The following is a 19,378-nucleotide window of genomic DNA, read 5'->3' on the forward strand; positions in this document are numbered from 1 at the left end:
AGGCCAATCCATCACCAACGTAACCCCCAACTGCATCGCCAAACAATAACCACCAACCAGCCAACATAATCAGCACAACATAACCAACCGGGCCGCTCCCAGAACCCACGTTCCGAGAGCGGCCCATCAAAAAAATGTATTGCCTAGAAAGAAAAACCGATTAACCTTTGCATTGATAAGCAATAACAAGGATTGAATTCGAGCTACCTACTCATGTTAGCTTTTATGCTAATATCAGTGGCATGCGCACTATCGAACAGCTGAACGAGATCCGCGAGGAACGCGGATTTTCACAGAACTCCGTCGCACAGGCGATGGGAGTCAGCGCACCTGTATTGTCCCGCGCGCTACACGGCAATCCCACTCAAACATTTTTGGAACGATACGAACAGGCACTCGACGATATTTCACGCCGAACCACACCACAACATATCGCCGCAATCGCCCGACCGATCGCAGTACGGCACAAAGTTGACGAACTGTACTTGTTCGGATCAATGGCCCGGGGCGAGGGGCATGCCGATTCGGACATCGATTTCATCTACCACTTTTCCCCGGAAGCCAATCCCACCATCGATGTCATTGCACTGCGAGACGATCTGAAATCCACGTTCGGACGAAATGTCGACTTGGTGCACAAGGAGTATCTTACCCAACCGCAGCCGGATCGGCTCAAGGAAATACAACGGGTGTTGTTCGCCAACAGCATCACCTCGCACCCCATGTACCGCATCGTATAAAGTACACCCCCATTGAAAGTAAGGACCGTTCCATGCCCCACGCCGATACCGTTTCGTGCCATACGGAGCACGCTGACAGCACAGAGCGAGACGCCATACATATCGTCGCCATCATGCGAGCCATGCGTGACGCCCAGCGGTTTCTAGGCGATATGACGCTGGAAGAATTCAGCACGGACGACAAGACGCAGAACGCCGTCGCGATGGCAGTGGCGCGAGTCGGCGAACACGTCAAGGGATTGTCGCGCGAATTTCGAGTCGCAGAGCCGCAGACCGAATGGAAAGCCATCGCCGGCACGCGAGACTGGATCGTCCACGATTATGACGAGCTTGATTTTGCACGACTTTACCAGGCCGTCACGGAAGAGCTGCCGCAGGTAATCAACGTGTTGCAACCGTATATCGATAGGCTGCGACATGTCGAACAACGCTCTGCAGACCCGTTCAATGTGCCACGCATATGAACGGCGGTCTCCCCTGTATGCGAGGCTTCAAATAAGAGAGGAGACAAGGAAAAACGCAAGATGTGATGTTCGCACATTCACATTGATAATGCATGAGATTTTGTATGCACAGACGATAAACAACAAAAAAAAACTATTCGGCAACAACGAATTTGTAAATACGATCAATAATATTACCATCAATATCCTCGTCAAATTTTCTTGCGAACAAGAAATCCGAAGATATGAGTTCATTAAAATCACCAGAGCGCCATACATACGGATGTCCACGCTTCCAGTCGATATCACGCATAATCGAATATGGCCCATCATCAAATTGCACACCGAGATATCTATTTTCTGAAAACTCGGAGTTAAGCAATAGTGTTTGAACAAAGACCTCATCAACACACTTACCTTTTCTAAAGGTATCATGAATCCAGTCTCTATGAGCAAGTATATATATAGCAAAAGATTCGGTGATGCTAAACCAATTAGCACCACCATAATAATGTTTTATATCATTATGACTATTCAAGTTGACATCGAACACTCGTTGCAGGGCAATATATGCCCTCTGCACTTTGCGAAGAATTCTGCGAAGAGTGCTATGTGCATTGCCTATATATTCCTGCCAGATATACCAGTAACGAACTCTTGATTCGATAGTTTTTTGATAATCCAGAGTACCTAAAGATACAAATTCTTTACCTTGATGCATATCAAAGAAAGAATGTATCTGATCTTGATTTCGCAGAGGCAAGTCTGCCCCTGAAATTAAATGATAGTATGTATGAGTACGATCATTTACAGCTGTATCCAGTAGACTAAGTTCCGCCTTAATCTGCGAAAATCCTCCCCAGCTAACTGCGACACGAGGAACAAAAACAAGTTTGGCGTTCTTTACAGCATTATGCAGACGGGTCTGCCATATATCGACATCACGAACATTATCATCGACATGCACATATAAATCGTTCCGATTATCATCCAACAGACGACACAGCTTTTCAACTTGCCCAATTGATTTATGAACCATTAAAAGATACGCATGCCGAGATGTCATATTACCATATACTAAAACATCATGTAGACTTTTCTAAAGTCTACAGTACACCACAGTCTTTGCAACAAAGTAATATTATATACACCAAGCAAACAAAGGAGATAAATGCTTAAAAATACAATTAAAAAAATTTTGCCAGATCCCGTTCTCAGTGGCATTAAACTGGTTCTCCACAAGTATTATGAAGCAAAAGAAAATTCTAAGCTCATATCCGAAACCAATAACCAACGTCGTCGTTTTTCGAAGTATCAGTCTCGTCAAGATTCCCTTAGCCGAGGCCAAATCGAGACCCAGATCCTTTTCCATACACATCAGATCGAAAAAGGTCTAAGCCATGCTGATTTTCGCCCCGGATTCGGCAGGAGCGTTCTCAAGAGCCTGTCTGTTCTGCTTCCCCGCCTTGAGCAATCCGATCCAGAATCGGTGACAGGGTTCGTTTACCGGCAGGCACTCTCGGCGTTGCATGCGTATATTGAAAAACATGAGTCAGTTGGTTTTGACTTATCATATATGAAGCCACTGTTTTCTGCCGTTTTGTGGCAACGAATCGAACAGGCCAAATCGGATCTGGCAGGAGCATTGACCATTGATCGATCGACGAAGGCCATGAACCGAACGCTTGATTTCAAATCACTAGCCGAACATCGTTTCGCGATCCGAGAGTTCAGCCCGATACCCGTAAACGAAGCGGAACTGCATGAAGCCGTCAGCATCTCGATGAAGACCCCTTCAGTGTGTAACCGGCAGGCTACTCGTGTATATGAGATCCTCAACCCGGAGATCATCCAGCAGCTGATGGGGATTCAGGGCGGTTATCGCGGATATTCCACCCCGCCGGCTCTGCTCTTTATCACGTCCGATATCAGAGCATTCATGAATCACGCCGAACGCAACGAGCCATTCGTGGATGGCGGACTATTTGCAATGTCGCTGCTATACGCACTTGAATACGTAGGACTCGCGGCATGTCCGCTCAACGCCATGTTCAATAAGGAGCAGGATCAGAAAACTCGGGAGATCCTCAATATCCCGGACTACGAACTTCCTGTCATGTACATTGCCACGGGACATTACCCAGAACACGCTCATGTATGCATGTCCCATCGCTACTCCGCTGACCGAATCACAACGATTATCCGATAAGCAGACGTGGTGAATGCCAGGTCACTTTTCTGGCATTCACCATACTCATCACTTTCGCATTTGACGGAGTAGTCTGCCACGTATCATATCGCGTTCCTGCTTGTTGGCTATAAACAACCATGCCGTCATCGCATAAACGAGACAGTACAATACACCGAACACAAGCAGACTTACCAGGTCCGGCAGTGCGGCCACATGGGCAACAAGCCAGCAAAGTACAGTCACAGTAAAACTGGTTAGGATCGTTGGCATCATATTCTTCCAGAAATATCCCATATCGAGACCGATCCGACAGTGATAGTACCAGTTCATGAACAGTCCTGTGCCCAGCAAAATACTTGCCACGTACCCCCATGCGGTGGCCCAATAGCCGAACGTGGGAATGAACAGGATACTGATGATGATATCGATCAGTGACGTAAGAATATAGATAAGACTGCGTACCTTATGCCGATTCTTCGCACGCTGAATCTCAATGCCGGTATTCTGCGTCAACGGGATCATGACCGGCAGGGTCATCGTCAAGCTCAGCCAATAAGCATCCACATTGGCGGCGCCTGCCCAAATCTTCACAAAGTTCTGGCCGACAACCACGAATCCGCCGTATATGAACCAAAACAGGATCATCTGGTATCGCCCAACCCTAGTCATGAGCTTGGTAAGTTTGTCGTTGTCATCGTGCTCGGCAACGATCCTGTTGATCTGGGGCACAAACACATTCGACATAGTCGTGCTCATCGAGAAGAAGATGTTCCTGATCTGCACTGCGATCGCGAACGTGGCGACTGCAGTGGAGCTCGCCATCGCACCCAAAAGGAAATTAGGCACGTTGTTATTCACAAGATCGAAAATTTGATTCAGGAAGATCCAGAAGCTGAATACAGCAATCGCCTTGAATAGGTTCCATTGCAATCCGGTGAATGTGAACCGCATGCCTAATGCGCGCACTGCATACCGCACATTTAAAAACAGTAGGATCGAACTGATGGTCAGCTGCGCACAGGCCACGCCCACGGCCCCTAGGCCTAAATACAACAACAGGATCGCAAGCAACGGCATCGCACACGTGGTGAACAGCTGCCGGGTCTGTTGAAACGTGAACCGCTCATGCGCCACTATATATGAGTCAAACGGCGTGGACATCAGCTGTACAGCAATATTCACACTCATGATCATCAACAGCTCGCGTGCCAATCCTACCTCTCGTGGTGTCAAACCACCAGAGAACAGACTGTGCACGTTCACGATCAGCAACAACCCGCCGACCAGACACATGCAAGCGACAACGATATAGACAAGTAAGAACATGCCATTCAGTCGACGAACGCCCTGCTCAGTGCCATGAGCCCTCTCACGCATATAAAAGCGTACATAACTACCATAGAAACCCGCGCTCAACAGGGTCAGTGCGAACACTACGCTGTTGGTCATCTGGAACACACCATAATCGCCCTGTCCCAAGAAATGCAGGAGTAACGGCACATACAGCAGATTCACCAGATTCTTTGCGACCACGTTGGCATAACCGAGAACCGCACCCGCTCTACGTTGCGAAACCATATATCCTCCTCTCAAACACCTTTACGCAGACCAAGCACAGTCAACGAGATACAACACCGATCTTCGTCATTGCCTGATCTAGCCATTCTCGAGACGCTTTACGATGATGGTCAAGAAGCTGATTTACATGCACATAATCAATGTGTGTCAGCTTAGCATCGTCATCCATTAAATCATCCAACTCAAATAGACGGAATAACGTCTGCATACGAGAATTCATGCTCGACTTACCAGAAAAATTAGCACGATTGAACACCTTGAATTGTTTCTCGAACAGAATCGAGAAACAACACGCATGATATGAATCCGTAAACACATACTCTGCTTTGGAAAACAATTCCACAAAATCAGCAGGACCAGCCACATACGTTTCTGGATCTCTTAAGTCCAACATTCGACGTACACGACAACCATGAGCCTTTGCACACTCTTGAATCACATGCTCCTGCTGAGCCGAAGGATCACCTAGAAAATATGTCAGCACATACCGATCATTCGAAGGAACAAAATCACCCGCGATAACTGTCTTCCAGTCATCAGTAGTAAGCATCAACGTAGGGTCCAAAACAACAGTTGCGTCCAAACCCGAAATCTCTTTAACAAGCTCGGCACCGCGATCCTCACGAACAGAAATCGCAGACATACGATGCAAATATTTATCAAAAATTGAATAAGATTTAGGGACTACTTGAGAAACACCAAAACTTGCCGCATAACTAATTACATGACCATTAGACACAAAAGCACCGAGACGAAGAGGCAAAAGTTCATCAGAAGCAAGGATCTGGTCATTCCATACCTGGTCTGACCCAATCACTAAACAATCATTATGAAAACTGTACTTCCGTCTCAACACAATAACAGATTTATCTGTTTCAATATAATTGTTAGAAAACTTATCAAAGTTTATTCTTCTCTTGGAAGCTAAACCAAACGAATCACTAAGAAGAGAAAAACAATGAAGTAAAAAAGGTCGGAAAATATTTTTAATATGCATTCGAATGTTATAAATTAGAGAACTAGTCCTCTCATTAGGCAAATTCAAAGTATTAACATTCCCATATCGCTTCAAAACCCTTTGAAGAGCATAGTTCTGAAGACGATTTCCATAATTGATAGGATCGTTAATCGTAAGAATAGAAATTTTTGTCATGCGAAATACCTCAATACTATATTAATCAAATACGAGAACGTCCACGTCTGCGTATATACATAAGAAAATATATAACGCGATACAACCGCAACCTGATCAAGACTAGCCTAATAATTGAGATACCAGATAACATTCTATAATCAACTCCATAAAGAACAGAAGTCATGTTCAAGGCATTCCCAATGTTTTTTAAACTGTATTTATTCCTAATACAATGACCAATACCTCTAAATATTGTTCGAACAATCGAATCTGAGGCGTTTTTTTCGAAGCTAGGATTAAGAGAAAGATTATGAATTAAAGACAACATTGAACTATACATCTTATCATAATCACTAAAATAAGAAGGAGAGACTTTATCGCAAATGCTGTTATCACGAAACTCATATCTATATAAACAAGAACTTACAGCATAAACAGAATTAACATAATACAGATAATTGAGTAGAAAACAAAAATCTTCACCAATAATCATTGATTCATCAAAATAAATTTGATGTTCTCTGAGCACACGAAGAGAAAATAGCTTATTCCAAGGTTGGTTATACTTTTGAGACAAGACATCTCGTATATAATTACCAATCTCCATGGATCCATCTTCTTTAATGAAATCTATGTTAGAGAAGACAGTATCCGATCCCCCTTGAAGCCAATTAAACTGAATTAAATCCGGACAGTGTTTTTCACATACAGAAGAGAGCAGATCAACATAGTCATCAGAAAGATCATCGTCACTATCAACGAAAGCGACATATTGACCAGAAGCAAGTCGCAATCCCAAATTCCTAGCCGAGCTGGCACCTTTATTCTCTTGGCTAACAGCATGAATATAACTATACTTACAACAGAATTTATTAATAATTTCAAGAGACGAATCACTTGATCCATCATCGACAACAATAATCTCTATTCTCTCATTATAAAGAGATATGATTCGATTTAATAAATTAGCAATATCTTTCTCTGAATTAAATACAGGAATTATAAAACTGATAATCAACTGATCGCCATTGTTCATATTTCACTCCAATTAAAGATAGGCTTCCCAATAAAAAATATAAGGAACAGTCTCATTGGCACCCAGATAAACAAAATCATACCAGCAGAAGAAAATCAACAAGAGGATAATAAAAATATTGTAGATATACTTTAATAAATACTCAAGTCTAGCCGAACAATAACCTATAATAATAGGGAGCGCAATTAAACCATTATATCCAAGTCGATACATAAGGGAAGTAGAGACATACGAAGTAAACCACAAAAGAGTTCCGATCATACACATGTACATACAGAAGTCTATATATATATCAGATTGCTTTTTATAGCGTACATAAATACAATAAGGTACACCTACAAGAAAAATAAATCTAAAAGCCCCCAATCCAAAAGGTCTGTAGTTAAAATTAATCATATAATATGCATAATGTGAAAAATGACTAACAACAAATACAGCAAGAGAAGAGATCAGTGGAAGCGAGAAAACTAAAGCAGCTCCGATGATATATATTAAAAACAAAAATCTTCCACTATCAATAGATTCAATAAAAAGAAAAACCAAGAAAATACCTATGAATGGAATTAAGGAAGAATGACATAAAACTGAAATTACAAGCAATAGCACCGAGGACTTTTTCCCCCGCAAAAATAAAAAAGTTCCCAAAAAGAATAATTCTGCAGAGAATATTTGCCTGAATATGTTGAAAGATAATTGATATAAAACCAGAAAATATGTTATAGATGCAAGAGGAAAAGAGATGTAATTTTTAAAGTAACATATAGTCCATAATGCGACAAATACGGTCAAAAAAGAAATAATGAAAATATAAGTTTGATATCCAAGTCCAATAGCCTGAACTGATTTCATCAAAATATAAAACAACGAAAAATCATTCGTTGACCCAGCATTGCCTCCGGCTATTGTTTCAAAGCGATCTAAGTAAGTGTAGTAGTCAGTTCCAACAGCGCGAAGACCGGATACCGTTGCTGGAATTAAACCCAGCATAGCAAATACTACATTTTGCAATAACCCTTTTGTTTTCTCATAAATAGCAGACAAAATAAATGAAACCAGATATACACCGCAATAAATTAACATTACTATACCTATATCATCTACGACTGTTTTTGCTTACAGAGAATTGATAAAAGGACTGCAATTTGCTCGCAACTTCTTTTACATCATACCCATGTTCTGCAATAACTTCTGACTCGTCATGACGCAATGAATCTGAAGAATGTTGGTACACATATTGTGCCCACTGCTTTGCACCTAAGTTAAGCGGCAAAAAATACGTCTTGCTCGTTAGCGCAACCTCCTTCGTGATATTATCAGAGAGAAAACAAGGAAGTCCCGAACATTCAGCTTCAACCGCAGCAACCGGCAAACCCTCATATAACGAAGGCATAACGTAGCAATCAGCAGAAGACAAGATTTTGTCTACATCTGAACGTACTCCCAAAAAAATTACTCGATCAGAAAGTCCGAGTCTATCTACCTTTTGCTGGATTGATTTGACAAGTTCACCAGTTCCTAATAAAAGAAGGCGAGAATTCGGGTTCTGCACATGAATCTCACTAAAAACATCAATTAAAAATGAATGATTCTTCTGATCAAGGAATCTCCCAGTATGAGCCACTACAAAGTCATCGTTTATATTGAGCTCTTGTCGTATCTCATTTCGAGATAACTGATTAAATCTAAATTTGTCTACATCTATGCCATTGGGCATCAGTTCATACTTCTTTTGCGAAATGATATGTGAATCAAAGACCCATTCGGCAGCCGCAGTGGAACAAGCGAAATAATCTGTTGCCCATCTTGTTATGTGAGATCGACACCACTGATATATACGAAGCTTAACAGAACTTTTCCCAGATACATAGGCGCTGTGTGAATGATAGATACGAACTGGAACTCCAGCCATCTTTGCTGCCAATAAATAGAAAGCCCTTAAAGAGGTAGTTGCATGAATATGCACAATGCGATACTTATTTTTCCTCAAGAAAAAATAAAGCATAAAACTTTCTATTATAATACGTATTAACGTATTATTAAAAGGCACACTGATAGTATATTTCCTACCGCCAAGTTTACAAATTTCATTATCATAATACTCTTTTTCATTACGCATAACCATGAAGTCATACTGAACCTGATCACGGTCCATATGACGATACATATTCATTATAAATGATTCAATACCTGCAGCCCGAAGTACTGTAGTCACATTTAACACTCTCAACGGCTGATTTGTCACGACTATTCCTTTAAAATCAATTCTTAAGTACAGTTTCCATAAGTTTTATAATTTCAGCAGATTGATGTGACCATGTAAATTTTTCTGGGATTGAATTACTTACAAGTTGTGCATCGATCTTTCCGCTCTTAACATTCAAAACAAAAACACCTAATTCTTCTACAAAATCATGAGAAGATTCCGCTATATGTACATACCTGGAAATATCAGATGTTCCAGCAACGTTTGTAGATAAAACAGGTTTTCCAGCAGCAAGATACTCGTATAACTTCAAAGGATTCATACTTGCGGTGAAAGAATCCACCTTGTGAGGAATAATCGTGATATCAAAATCTTTCATCACAAAAGGTAATTTGTCATACTGGATATCACCTAGGAAACGAATATTGCTATATTCCCTGTCTAATCTATCAATGGTGCCTTTCTGAGAATAGACTGGACCAGCAAACACAAAATCAACATCCGGATACTGTTTCAAGCATTGTTCGACAAGATCAAAATCCACTCGATCTTGAATCTTCCCGGTATAACCGACCGTTATTTTCCCTCCATCATAACTTCGTCTCGCCGGAGCAAAGAATTCCGGATCAACGCCATTGGGAATCCAGTACGCTTTACCTCGAGAGTTGAAGAAATCACATAGTGATTGCGAAACCGTAAAGATCACATCAGCATTTTCCTGCACATATTGGTATCCTTTTTCGACACGCTCATGATTCGATGTCATTTGCGGGTGGAAAAGCCAGTTATCAATAGCGTCAAAAGAGAACAAGGAATGATCTATCGACCGTACCGCACCTATAGCCATAGGATTCTGGAGGAGAATCACCGGCTTATCAAGCTGCAAGTAATCGACTGCCCGTTTAATCGAAGCGATCGTATGGCCATTTTCGAATGCGGAGAACCACCACGCCTTTTTCTCGCGGGCCACCTTGAGAAAATCAGGCAAGAATGAATCGACACAGTATATTTTCGATTCTAGCTGCGAAAGGCAGTACGATCTCGATGAATCTAGTACCGTCGTCTCAGGCGTCTTCCAAGACATTCTCTTAAGAAGCTGCTCGGCTAACGAAACAGGACGATTAACGACCAGTATCTTGCCGATACGATCACTTTCATTGAAATGTTGAACAAGGTGAGCATCTCTTGTTCTATAACCTTCACTAATCCATTTTTTGCAATCGTGAAAAGGAATTACTATAAGATCCATTCGCCGCTCACCTGTCCAATAATCAATTCACTAATCAGTCACGTTTGAAGAGGTCTCGCGTATAGACCTTGTCTTCGACATCTGCGAGTTCAGTGTTCCAACGGTTCGCGACGATCACATCGGCACGCTGTTTGAAGGCATCCAGATCGTGCGTCACCTCGCTACCAAAGAAATCAGGAGCATCCAGTGTCGGCTCATACACCAACACGTCCACGCCCTTCGCCTTGACACGCTTCATCACGCCCTGGATCGAAGACTGACGGAAGTTGTCCGACCCGCTCTTCATCGTCAGACGGTAAATGCCAACTACCGGATGCACCTTGCCGGCAACACGAGCAAGCACCTCATCGGCAATGAAATCCTTACGTGTGACGTTCGCGGCCACGATAGCACCGATCAGGTTCTGTGGTACTTTAGCATAGTTAGCCAGCAACTGCTTGGAATCCTTCGGAAGGCAGTAACCGCCGTAGCCAAAGCTCGGATTGTTGTACTGATTCCGAATACGCGGATCAAGGCAAACACCCTTGATGATCTGTCCTGCGTCCAAATCACGCGCCTCCGCATACGTATCCAATTCGTTGAAATACGCCACGCGCAGAGCCAGATATGTATTCGCAAACAGCTTGATCGCCTCGGCCTCGGTCGGGCCGCACACCAGTTGCGGAATACCCTTGGAGCCGTCTTCATTCACACGGTCCTTCTCAGCCGGATCCGCCCCCTGCGCAAGCAACCCTGCAAAAGTGCGAGCGGCCTCAACAGCTTCCGGATCGTCCGCCGGCACCCCAACCACAATACGGGACGGATGCAGATTGTCATACAGCGCATGACCTTCGCGCAGAAACTCCGGAGAGAAGATAATGCGCTTATCCCCCAGCTTCTCACGCAACGACGCGGTATAGCCCACCGGAATCGTCGACTTGATCACGATCCACGCCGTCGGATCCTGCTCGCGGATCGCAGCGATTGCCGCTTCCACGCTGGAGGTATCGAAATAGTTTTTCTGAGGATCATAGTTCGTCGGCGTCGCCACCACAGCAAAATCCGCACCGGAATACGCCAGTTTCGGGTCCAACGTGGCAGTGAAGTCCAGACTCATCGAACCATCCTGCTTGCCATTCAGAAAGCGAGTGATCTCAGTGTCGACAATCGGACTCTTGCCTTGATTCAGCAACTCCACTTTCTCAGGGACGATATCCAATGCATGGACCTGATTATGCTGCGACAACAGCAACGCCACCGACAAGCCTACATAGCCGGTACCGGCAACCGCAATCTTCATAATAAACTCCTTTGATTATTGAGTTAAGTTTTAGTCTATTCCGATACAAACAGCTTTTCATATTCATCGGCAATGAATTGCCAACTATAGGCGTCGGCGATACGCTGCTTGGCTTTCCGTCCCAACTGATGAACATCATCAGAGCTCATAGCATCGGTCTTGTTGATCAAAGCGGCTAAGTTTCCTGGCTCTTTCGTCCAGTAGAGCGCCGCATCCTCAGCCACTTCCTGATTGAAACCGACCTTGAGCAGCAAGTTCACATCAGTACTGCCAAGAGCCTCCAACAGGCTTGGATTCGTGCCACCCACCTCATGACCATGGAAGTACGCATACGCATTCTCACGGATCTTCATGAGCAGTTCCTTGTCGTACACCGTGCCCACGAACTTGATGCGCGGATCCTTATCGAATCCGGTCTTCGCCTTCAGCTCCTCAAGGAACTTATCGCTCACGTTCGTGATCAACGCGAAATCATGCTTGGAATCACTCTTCATGAATTCACGAATCATCGTCTCGTAATTGTTTTCCGGCACGAACCGGCCAACCACCAGATAATACGACTTCGCAGACAACCCCTTGGACTTGTACCAATCCAACAGCTTCGGATCATCGTCCGCAAGCTTGCTCGCGCGAGTCTCCGCACCGTATGCAATGAACAACGTCTGCGGGTCATACTTCGCATACTCGTCGTGAATGTACGTTTCCATGTTCTTGGAATCGCACACCAACAAATCGCAATGCTTGGTCATCATCTGCTCGGAGATCTTCCAATACTTACGCACCGGCGCACTCCACTTGGCACGCATCCATTCGTGACCGTCCGGATTGATGTAGAGTTTTCCGCCCAGCTTGTGGATCACGCGTTCGAAATGAGCCATGAACGGCCCGATACGGCATGCAAGCACATAGACGATCGGATGCGGGATATGGTTCGTGCGAATATACTTCACACAATTATTAAGCGCCGCAACATCATAATAGATTGCCTGCGCCGGGCCGATGTTCGGGACCTCAACCTTGAAACAGTCCGCGTTATGGTAGGAGAATCGCCCCCCCCCCTATCGCCATTGGACTTGCACGCCACATGGTACTTCAGATTGCGGTTATCGGCGTGATACTCCGTAAGACGGTCAACAAAGGTCTCATATCCGCCATAATTGCCCGGTATCCCCTTCGATCCGACAATGAACACATGCTGCACCGTTTCATCTCTCCCCTGCATCGTTACGGTAGTGCCCGGTCAGCGCATCTGCCAAAGCAGGCTGCCACGAATGCCCAGAAGCGATGAAATGGCATATACAACCACAGCCCTGTCCCTTTCGTGTCGCGAACACTCACGTTCATGTCCCATTCTGCCCCCTAACTCTAGTAGGGGGCACAGATTTACACGACCGCTGATCTCGATTGTTGGATGCGACTGCTGGGTGCGGGCGACTGCGATGAGCCAGACAGTCCTCGTCCGTCTTGTCTACTGCAACATCGTCGCCCAAGGCTGCTGCGAATCCGGCAAGAACCAGATCATCTGCGCACGGGCCCGCCGTGCCACGGCAGTACCACACCCGATAACATCCATGTCCCTAACCTCGAAGAGGAATGACGTCAGGCGGCCGACAAGCCGCGAGGACGTTCGAAATTACTCAAACGCTACAACACCTATACGGTTCTAGCACCCGGTCGAATGGCTGTTCGACCCGCCAGTACACTCTTCCGTGCCTTCCTGCTCGGACTCATGGAATCCCGCCACGACACCGGTAAGCCCCCCCCTGTTCGTCGCCAAAACTGATTATTTGGAAGTTTGAGTACCGGGTGTTATTGCGGTGTGGCACCAGTGTGCGTGGTTGCTGCGCACTGGTGATGCCATCCCGGTCCTTATGGGGCCCGGTGATGACTACTTGCCCCGGGCGCGTGTTCGCATGTTCCAGTCGCCGGTTTCTATCCAAGTGGTGCTGTGCACGATCCTGTCCATGATGACATCGGCGTGGGTACCGCCTCCGCCATACACCTCGTCATCAGATTTCGTCTCCACGTCCCCATACGAGACGCCAAGTCGGTCGGCGGCATCGAACACGTCGATCACGCTATGCTTCGACATGCCATAACCCATGGCTATCGCATTACGCGACAGCCCCTGTTCACGAAGCCTGAGCACGAGCTCCGCCTTGATCCTGCGTACCATCGTCGATGCTCCTTTCACCCACGCGACCATCGCATGGGTGAAAGGAGACTAACCCAACCGGCGCTAAACCACAATAATCACAGTGCCAAACACCAATAACCACACAAGCCAGCGACAGTGCCGAACCACAATAACCAACGTGCTCAGAAAATCAAATATTCACCAATACCTCCAAAAGGACTACTGAAGTGGCCTGGTTTTTGTTCCGTCTCTGCTATGAGACGGCTTGTGCCGTCTGTTGTTGATAATACTCGTTCTCCACGTCCCCTGTGGTGTCCTGTAGCCCAGCGAGGCGTGCAGGCGCTTCGGAGTGGCCTAGTTTTTGTTCCCAATCTTGATAGAGAGCAAGATATAACGCGTCTGAAGATATCCAAGGGATTATTCAAATGCCCATACAATTAACCTATCAGTTGCGTCCATGTCTTCAATATCAATCTTGATTATATAAACCAAGCTCCTTAATGAAAGAAGTCATAGTTGAAGATGGATTATTATTAGGAAATGAGGCAGATAGCGCACGCCATTGATCAAGCTTTACTGCATTTTTACAAGCAATTTCACAATGCAAAGCATACCATTCAGCATCATATATATCACCACTCTTCTTACCAAAAAGACTTTTGTCTATACTCCCATCAAGTTGATGTCGCTCTTTTTCAGCATCTTCATTAAGTAAAAACCTATTCTCATATTTGTGATGTAGTATCAACCAAAATTCAAATGTTGGATTCGATATCGCACATCTTATATGTTCATATTGATCTGATCGGCGAATTACATCTTGAAGATATGGGTGGTGGTCATGCGGATGAGATGCAGGCCATTCTACATCAAAAACACACCAGCATTGATTAATTTCTTGATTGCCGCGTAATACATTAATAGCTTTATCCATCAAATTTCTTGGAGCACCATGTAAATCGTCGATTTCAATATGGAACCGTTCAGCAATAGATGGGAGTCGTTTTATCGCATTAATATACTCCACCTCAGTCACCGAACCCTCTGTGAAAACTCGGAAAACTATCTTCTCCTTCCGAGAAGCAATACCTTTTCGTCTTAAACTATGCGGTCGATCATGCCGTCGTCCCATTAAATCGAAACTCCTTTGCTTCGCAATAATTGCGCAAGATCAATATTTGGGATACCACCAAAATGTCCGTGTAAATACCCCGACTCCAAATCAACAGACTTCCGCACTCGCTCACTATCAAAAGAGGCCAATGACGATAGGCCTGTAGCACCATTACGCTTTTCCACAATCCATATTTCATCACTATGCAAATATTTCATCAAACTAGTATCATGCGACGAAAACAGGATCTGCGCTCCATTAACATTAATCTCTGGATCTCGAAAGATCTTTAGCAATTGCGCCGACAACACAGGATGAAGACTAGCATCAAGCTCGTCGAACACCATCAGAGAACCACTATCAAGAACATCGAGAATGGGACCAATCAAGTTGAACCATACCTTCGTTCCTTCTGATTCCTGAGAAAAATCCAACGGAAAATCACCTCCTTGTGTCGTATGTAATAGATGAACATCCATATTTTTCCTGCGTCTCCGATCTGGATCTTTAATAATCCGGACACCACTAATACCTAGATCTGCCATTTGAAGCCATGCTAAGGCACGCTTCCTCCGCTCTCTATATACCGCAACGGTGTCTATTTCATCAAATAAAGTTGGCTGAGGCATATTGTCATCATCAAACAACTGACGAGTCTGTGTAACTGAATCCAACAGTGAAAGCATCTGATAGTTTTCAATGGACTCTCCCATAAGTCGCATATTCAATATGCTATCAACAAACTTGATTACATTAGGCTCTCGATACCTTGCAATCACAGATAAAATCAAAGTACGAGAAGTAAGTAGCTCCTGTATAGCATCTTGCCGCATTACACGATTGTCAAAAACAACATCATCCTCTTGCCTCTCAAAAAGACAAATTCGCTCAAATTTTTTTGTTATATAAACAGCTTCATATTCAATCTGTTGCCGATTGACATCCAAATAATACTCATAATGAACATCATCTACCAACATTTCTAGTTCAAAAGAGCTTGATTGATTATTTTTCTGAGCAAGAGCAAATTGCTCAATAGGAACAGTATCATCCCAAAACTTTAGAGAAGCTGCAACAGCATATTTCAGCCACTGAAGGGCAAGTAAAATATTAGATTTCCCCGCCGCATTGGCACCGTAAAGAGCAGCTTCCGGTACCAGATTCACTTTTATGTTTGGCTGGTAGAAGGGGCTACTGGTATTTTCATCTACTGCAACCATCGACAACTCAGTAGTCTTATTGATAGACCGGAAATTGGACACAGCAAATCTGATAAGCATGCATTTACCTTACATAGTGGTGTCTACCACGATCCCTCTCTCTTAGTCTTCGCGGCGAGATCTGACAATGAACTTGCCGTTGGCGACGTCCTTCAAGTGCTTGCCGTACGGGCTCTTGCCGTACTTGTTCGCGGCGACCATCAACTCGTCCTTGCTGATCCACCCGTTCTCGAACGCGATCTCCTCGGCCACCGCGATCGGCAACCCCTGCGCACGCTGCACCGTACGCACGAACTCGCCCGCCTCATACAGACTGTCCATCGTACCCGTGTCCAGCCACGCGTAACCGCGACCCAATGTCTGCACGTTGAGCGAGTCATCCTCCAAGTACATGCGGTTCAAGTCCGTGATCTCCAACTCGCCACGAGCCGACGGCTTCACCTGTTTCGCATACTCGACCACACGCTCGTCATAGAAATACAGGCCCGTCACCGCGTAATTGCTCGCCGGATGCTCCGGCTTCTCCACAATACTCACGGCCTTGTTATCCGCATCGAACTCCACCACGCCGTAACGCTCCGGATCCTCCACGTAATAGCCGAACACCGTGGCACCACCCTGACTCGCCTGCGCAACCGCGTTGCGCAGGGTACGCCCCAGACCGTTACCGTAAAAGATGTTGTCGCCCAACACCAGAGCACACGGTTCGCCCGCAATGAACTCCTCACCCAAGAGGAACGCCTGCGCCAGACCATCCGGGCTCGGCTGCACCTTATAACTGAACGTGACCCCATACTGGCTTCCGTCACCCAGCAGACGCTCGAAATTCGGCAGATCTTTCGGCGTGCTAATAATCAGAATGTCACGAATACCCGCCATCATCAGCACACTCAACGGGTAATAGATCATCGGCTTGTCATACACCGGCAGCAACTGCTTCGACGTCACCGTCGTCAACGGATACAACCGCGTACCCGAACCACCAGCCAAAATAATACCCTTCATGGGCTGCTCCTTAACTCTTGTTTTGTGCTTACTTGTTGAGTTCTTTGTCGATGTATGCGGTGAGGGATTTCTCCCAGTCGGCCGGCGTGTAGCCCGCCGCCTCGATCTTGCTCAAATCGAGCGCGGAATGCACCGGACGCGGGCTGACCGGGTTCTTCGCGTTCGCGAAATACTCCTCGGTGCTGATCGGCTTGACCCTGTCCCCGTTGCCGTTCGTCCGCTCGAACACCGCCTTGGCAATCTCGGCCCAGTTCCTCACCGCGCCGGAACCGGTCAGATTGTACGTGCCATACGGGGCATGAGTGTCGAGCAGGTGGAAGATCGCCTCGGCCATGTCCCTGGTGAACGTGAGGCGCCCGTACTGGTCGTCGACCACCGTCACCTGATCCAACGCGTCCGCCGGGTCCGCGACGCGGTTGGAGAGCATCATCATCGTCTTGACGAAGTTATGCCCCTCACCGATCACCCAGCTCGAACGAAGAATATAATGCTCCGGCGCGTTCGCCACCGCGATGTCGCCCGCGGCCTTGGTCTGACCGTACACGCCCAACGGCGCGAACGCCTCCGACTCCGTATGCTCCTCGACCGTCCCGTCGAACACGTAGTCCGAGCTGACATGCACGAGCGTGATGTGATGATCCCTCGCCACACGCGCCAACAAAGCGGGACCCTGCGCGTTCGCCTTCCACGCGACCGGACGCCCCTCCGCGGTCTCCGCCCTGTCGACCGCCGTGTACGCGCCCGCGTTGATGATCGTCCCGTACAGCGACCAGTCATACTTCTCGTAGGCGGCCGGATCGGAGAAGTCGAACTCGTCGATGTCCGTATACTCGAAACCCTGCAAGTCATGCGCTTCGGCGTACGCGCGGATCGCACGACCCAACTGGCCGTTGCAGCCCGTCACCAGCGTGCGCTTCGGCGCCATCGGCCTGGCGTCCCTGAGCATCGGGTGATGCAGGTCCGCCTCGCTGCGCTCCGACTCCGACAGCGGGATCGGCCACCGGATGTCCAACTCCGGGTCGGCCAGGTTGACGAACGTGTACGTCTTCTTCTGCTCCAGACTCCAGTGCGCGTTCACCAGATACGTGTACACCGTACCGTCCTCCAACGCCTGGAAGCTGTTGCCCACGCCGCGCGGCACGAAGATCGCCTTCGACGGATCCAAACGCGTCGTGAACACCTGACCAAAGCTCTCACCCGGACGCAAATCGACCCACGCGCCGAAAATCGAACCAGCCGCGATACTGATGTACTTGTCCCACGGCTCCGCATGAATGCCACGCGTCACGCCCTTGGTCGCATTGAAGCTGATGTTGTTCTGCACCGGGCCGAAATCAGGCAGACCCAACGCGGTCATCTTCGCGCGCTGCCAGTTCTCCTTGAACCAGCCACGACTATCACCATGCACCGGCAGATCAAACACCAACAAACCCGGGATGTTCGTCTCCGTGACTTTCAAATCCTTCTCAAAATCCATGATCAGCATCCTTTCCTTTTCAACCATTCCATGACACAGTTATCCGGATTCATTGTCTGTAACGGTTCGGCCTTATGAAGTGGCCTGGTTTTGTTCCGTCTCTGCTATGAAACGGAACAAAACCAGGCCACTTCAGCCATGCGCCATCCTTGAACGTGCTATAGGGGCCGCATCTTCGAGATGCGGCCATTTTTACATCCGCGTCGCGGCGATCACTGGCCTTGGGCCTTGTACCTGGCTTCGGTCGCGGCCTTGGCCGGCTCCCACCACGCACGATTCGCCGTATACCACGCGATCGTCCGCTCCAAACCCTTCTGGAAATCCGTATGCACCGGCCGCCAACCCAACTCGGTCCGCAACTTCGTCGCATCGATCGCATACCGACGGTCATGGCCCGGACGGTCCCTCACCCAATCGAAATCATCAGGATCCCTGCCCATCACGGTCAGGATGTCGCGCAGCACGGTCAGATTGTTCCGCTCGCCATCCGCGCCGATCAGATACGTCTCACCCAGACGCCCCTTCGTCAGAATCGTCCACACCGCCGAGGAATGATCCTCCGTATGGATCC

General features: G+C 46.7%; 19 protein-coding genes. 3 read left to right on the forward strand and 16 right to left on the reverse strand.

Going from position 1 to position 19,378, the window contains the following annotated elements:
* The first annotated feature begins 242 nt into the window (after nt 1–242).
* Both JS533_RS11260 and JS533_RS11265 read left to right on the forward strand, forming a co-directional pair.
* Complete coding sequence (locus JS533_RS11260) at nt 243–740, forward strand: nucleotidyltransferase domain-containing protein (protein ID WP_241514652.1); 498 nt, start codon at nt 243–245, stop codon at nt 738–740.
* A 122-nt stretch (nt 741–862) separates the two neighbouring features.
* The gene (locus JS533_RS11265) at nt 863–1,204 is read left to right on the forward strand and encodes a HepT-like ribonuclease domain-containing protein (RefSeq protein WP_241514654.1); all 342 of its coding nucleotides are present in this window, start codon (nt 863–865) and stop codon (nt 1,202–1,204) included.
* A 133-nt stretch (nt 1,205–1,337) separates the two neighbouring features.
* On the opposite strand, the gene JS533_RS11270 is transcribed toward JS533_RS11265, so the two are convergent.
* Entirely contained in the window at nt 1,338–2,249 is a 912-nt protein-coding gene (locus JS533_RS11270; protein ID WP_241514656.1) for a beta-1,6-N-acetylglucosaminyltransferase, read from the reverse strand.
* A 105-nt stretch (nt 2,250–2,354) separates the two neighbouring features.
* Between JS533_RS11270 and JS533_RS11275 the strand changes: the two genes are divergently transcribed.
* Nucleotides 2,355–3,392 carry a nitroreductase family protein gene (locus JS533_RS11275; protein WP_241514658.1) on the forward strand — a complete coding sequence of 346 codons (1,038 nt, stop codon included), beginning with the start codon at nt 2,355–2,357 and terminating at the stop codon, nt 3,390–3,392.
* Nucleotides 3,393–3,440: 48 nt separating this feature from the next.
* On the opposite strand, the gene JS533_RS11280 is transcribed toward JS533_RS11275, so the two are convergent.
* From JS533_RS11280 to JS533_RS11345, 15 genes are all read right to left on the reverse strand, one after another.
* Nucleotides 3,441–4,952 (reverse strand): lipopolysaccharide biosynthesis protein, encoded by a 1,512-nt coding sequence (locus JS533_RS11280; protein ID WP_241514660.1) that lies wholly within the window; start codon nt 4,950–4,952, stop codon nt 3,441–3,443.
* Between the two features lie 40 nt (nt 4,953–4,992).
* Complete coding sequence (locus JS533_RS11285) at nt 4,993–6,105, reverse strand: polysaccharide pyruvyl transferase family protein (protein ID WP_241514662.1); 1,113 nt, start codon at nt 6,103–6,105, stop codon at nt 4,993–4,995.
* A gap of 25 nt (nt 6,106–6,130) precedes the next feature.
* Nucleotides 6,131–7,123, reverse strand: a complete 993-nt coding sequence (locus JS533_RS11290; protein ID WP_241514664.1) for a glycosyltransferase — start codon at nt 7,121–7,123, stop codon at nt 6,131–6,133.
* A gap of 12 nt (nt 7,124–7,135) precedes the next feature.
* On the reverse strand, nt 7,136–8,203 hold the full coding sequence (locus JS533_RS11295; protein WP_241514666.1) for an EpsG family protein: 1,068 nt from the start codon (nt 8,201–8,203) through the stop codon (nt 7,136–7,138).
* 13 nt (nt 8,204–8,216) lie between these two features.
* Nucleotides 8,217–9,365: a glycosyltransferase family 1 protein gene (locus JS533_RS11300; protein ID WP_241514668.1), complete on the reverse strand. Its 1,149-nt coding sequence runs from the start codon at nt 9,363–9,365 to the stop codon at nt 8,217–8,219.
* Nucleotides 9,366–9,381: 16 nt separating this feature from the next.
* Complete coding sequence (locus tag JS533_RS11305) at nt 9,382–10,314, reverse strand: glycosyltransferase (RefSeq protein ID WP_241514670.1); 933 nt, start codon at nt 10,312–10,314, stop codon at nt 9,382–9,384.
* A gap of 295 nt (nt 10,315–10,609) precedes the next feature.
* Nucleotides 10,610–11,854, reverse strand: coding sequence for a nucleotide sugar dehydrogenase (locus JS533_RS11310; RefSeq protein WP_241514671.1), 1,245 nt, complete (start codon nt 11,852–11,854; stop codon nt 10,610–10,612).
* A gap of 35 nt (nt 11,855–11,889) precedes the next feature.
* A complete protein-coding gene (gene cps2T / locus JS533_RS11315; protein ID WP_338024187.1) occupies nt 11,890–12,855 on the reverse strand; it encodes a beta 1-4 rhamnosyltransferase Cps2T in 966 nt (321 codons plus the stop codon).
* The gene (locus JS533_RS13730) at nt 12,801–13,076 is read right to left on the reverse strand and encodes a DUF1972 domain-containing protein (RefSeq protein WP_274619255.1); all 276 of its coding nucleotides are present in this window, start codon (nt 13,074–13,076) and stop codon (nt 12,801–12,803) included. Before JS533_RS13730 ends, cps2T begins: the two co-directional genes overlap by 55 nt.
* A gap of 666 nt (nt 13,077–13,742) precedes the next feature.
* Nucleotides 13,743–14,030: a hypothetical protein gene (locus tag JS533_RS11320; RefSeq protein ID WP_241514673.1), complete on the reverse strand. Its 288-nt coding sequence runs from the start codon at nt 14,028–14,030 to the stop codon at nt 13,743–13,745.
* Nucleotides 14,031–14,460: 430 nt separating this feature from the next.
* The gene (locus JS533_RS11325; protein WP_274619256.1) at nt 14,461–15,123 is read right to left on the reverse strand and encodes an RloB family protein; all 663 of its coding nucleotides are present in this window, start codon (nt 15,121–15,123) and stop codon (nt 14,461–14,463) included.
* Nucleotides 15,123–16,385 carry an AAA family ATPase gene (locus JS533_RS11330; RefSeq protein ID WP_241514678.1) on the reverse strand — a complete coding sequence of 421 codons (1,263 nt, stop codon included), beginning with the start codon at nt 16,383–16,385 and terminating at the stop codon, nt 15,123–15,125. Before JS533_RS11330 ends, JS533_RS11325 begins: the two co-directional genes overlap by 1 nt.
* A gap of 42 nt (nt 16,386–16,427) precedes the next feature.
* A complete protein-coding gene (gene rfbA, locus JS533_RS11335) occupies nt 16,428–17,330 on the reverse strand; it encodes a glucose-1-phosphate thymidylyltransferase RfbA (protein WP_241514680.1) in 903 nt (300 codons plus the stop codon).
* Between the two features lie 28 nt (nt 17,331–17,358).
* Nucleotides 17,359–18,807 (reverse strand): sugar nucleotide-binding protein, encoded by a 1,449-nt coding sequence (locus JS533_RS11340; protein ID WP_241514682.1) that lies wholly within the window; start codon nt 18,805–18,807, stop codon nt 17,359–17,361.
* A 212-nt stretch (nt 18,808–19,019) separates the two neighbouring features.
* On the reverse strand, nt 19,020–19,378 hold a 359-nt coding region (locus tag JS533_RS11345), incomplete at its 5' end, for a GDP-mannose 4,6-dehydratase (protein WP_241514683.1).

This window comes from Bifidobacterium amazonense (assembly GCF_018555435.2).
In the GTDB taxonomy this organism is placed as follows: domain Bacteria; phylum Actinomycetota; class Actinomycetes; order Actinomycetales; family Bifidobacteriaceae; genus Bifidobacterium; species Bifidobacterium amazonense.

Bases quoted from the DNA above. Each gene is read 5' to 3' on its own strand.
- JS533_RS11260 (WP_241514652.1), top strand. From the start codon at position 243: ATGCGCACTATCGAACAGCTGAACGAGATCCGCGAGGAACGCGGATTT.
- JS533_RS11265 (WP_241514654.1), top strand. From the start codon at position 863: ATGCGTGACGCCCAGCGGTTTCTAGGCGATATGACGCTGGAAGAATTC.
- JS533_RS11270 (WP_241514656.1), bottom strand. From the start codon at position 2,249: ATGACATCTCGGCATGCGTATCTTTTAATGGTTCATAAATCAATTGGG.
- JS533_RS11275 (WP_241514658.1), top strand. From the start codon at position 2,355: ATGCTTAAAAATACAATTAAAAAAATTTTGCCAGATCCCGTTCTCAGT.
- JS533_RS11280 (WP_241514660.1), bottom strand. From the start codon at position 4,952: ATGGTTTCGCAACGTAGAGCGGGTGCGGTTCTCGGTTATGCCAACGTG.
- JS533_RS11285 (WP_241514662.1), bottom strand. From the start codon at position 6,105: ATGACAAAAATTTCTATTCTTACGATTAACGATCCTATCAATTATGGA.
- JS533_RS11290 (WP_241514664.1), bottom strand. From the start codon at position 7,123: ATGAACAATGGCGATCAGTTGATTATCAGTTTTATAATTCCTGTATTT.
- JS533_RS11295 (WP_241514666.1), bottom strand. From the start codon at position 8,203: ATGTTAATTTATTGCGGTGTATATCTGGTTTCATTTATTTTGTCTGCT.
- JS533_RS11310 (WP_241514671.1), bottom strand. From the start codon at position 11,854: ATGAAGATTGCGGTTGCCGGTACCGGCTATGTAGGCTTGTCGGTGGCG.
- JS533_RS13730 (WP_274619255.1), bottom strand. From the start codon at position 13,076: ATGCAGGGGAGAGATGAAACGGTGCAGCATGTGTTCATTGTCGGATCG.
- JS533_RS11320 (WP_241514673.1), bottom strand. From the start codon at position 14,030: ATGGTACGCAGGATCAAGGCGGAGCTCGTGCTCAGGCTTCGTGAACAG.
- JS533_RS11325 (WP_274619256.1), bottom strand. From the start codon at position 15,123: ATGGGACGACGGCATGATCGACCGCATAGTTTAAGACGAAAAGGTATT.
- JS533_RS11330 (WP_241514678.1), bottom strand. From the start codon at position 16,385: ATGCTTATCAGATTTGCTGTGTCCAATTTCCGGTCTATCAATAAGACT.
- rfbA (WP_241514680.1), bottom strand. From the start codon at position 17,330: ATGAAGGGTATTATTTTGGCTGGTGGTTCGGGTACGCGGTTGTATCCG.
- JS533_RS11340 (WP_241514682.1), bottom strand. From the start codon at position 18,807: ATGGATTTTGAGAAGGATTTGAAAGTCACGGAGACGAACATCCCGGGT.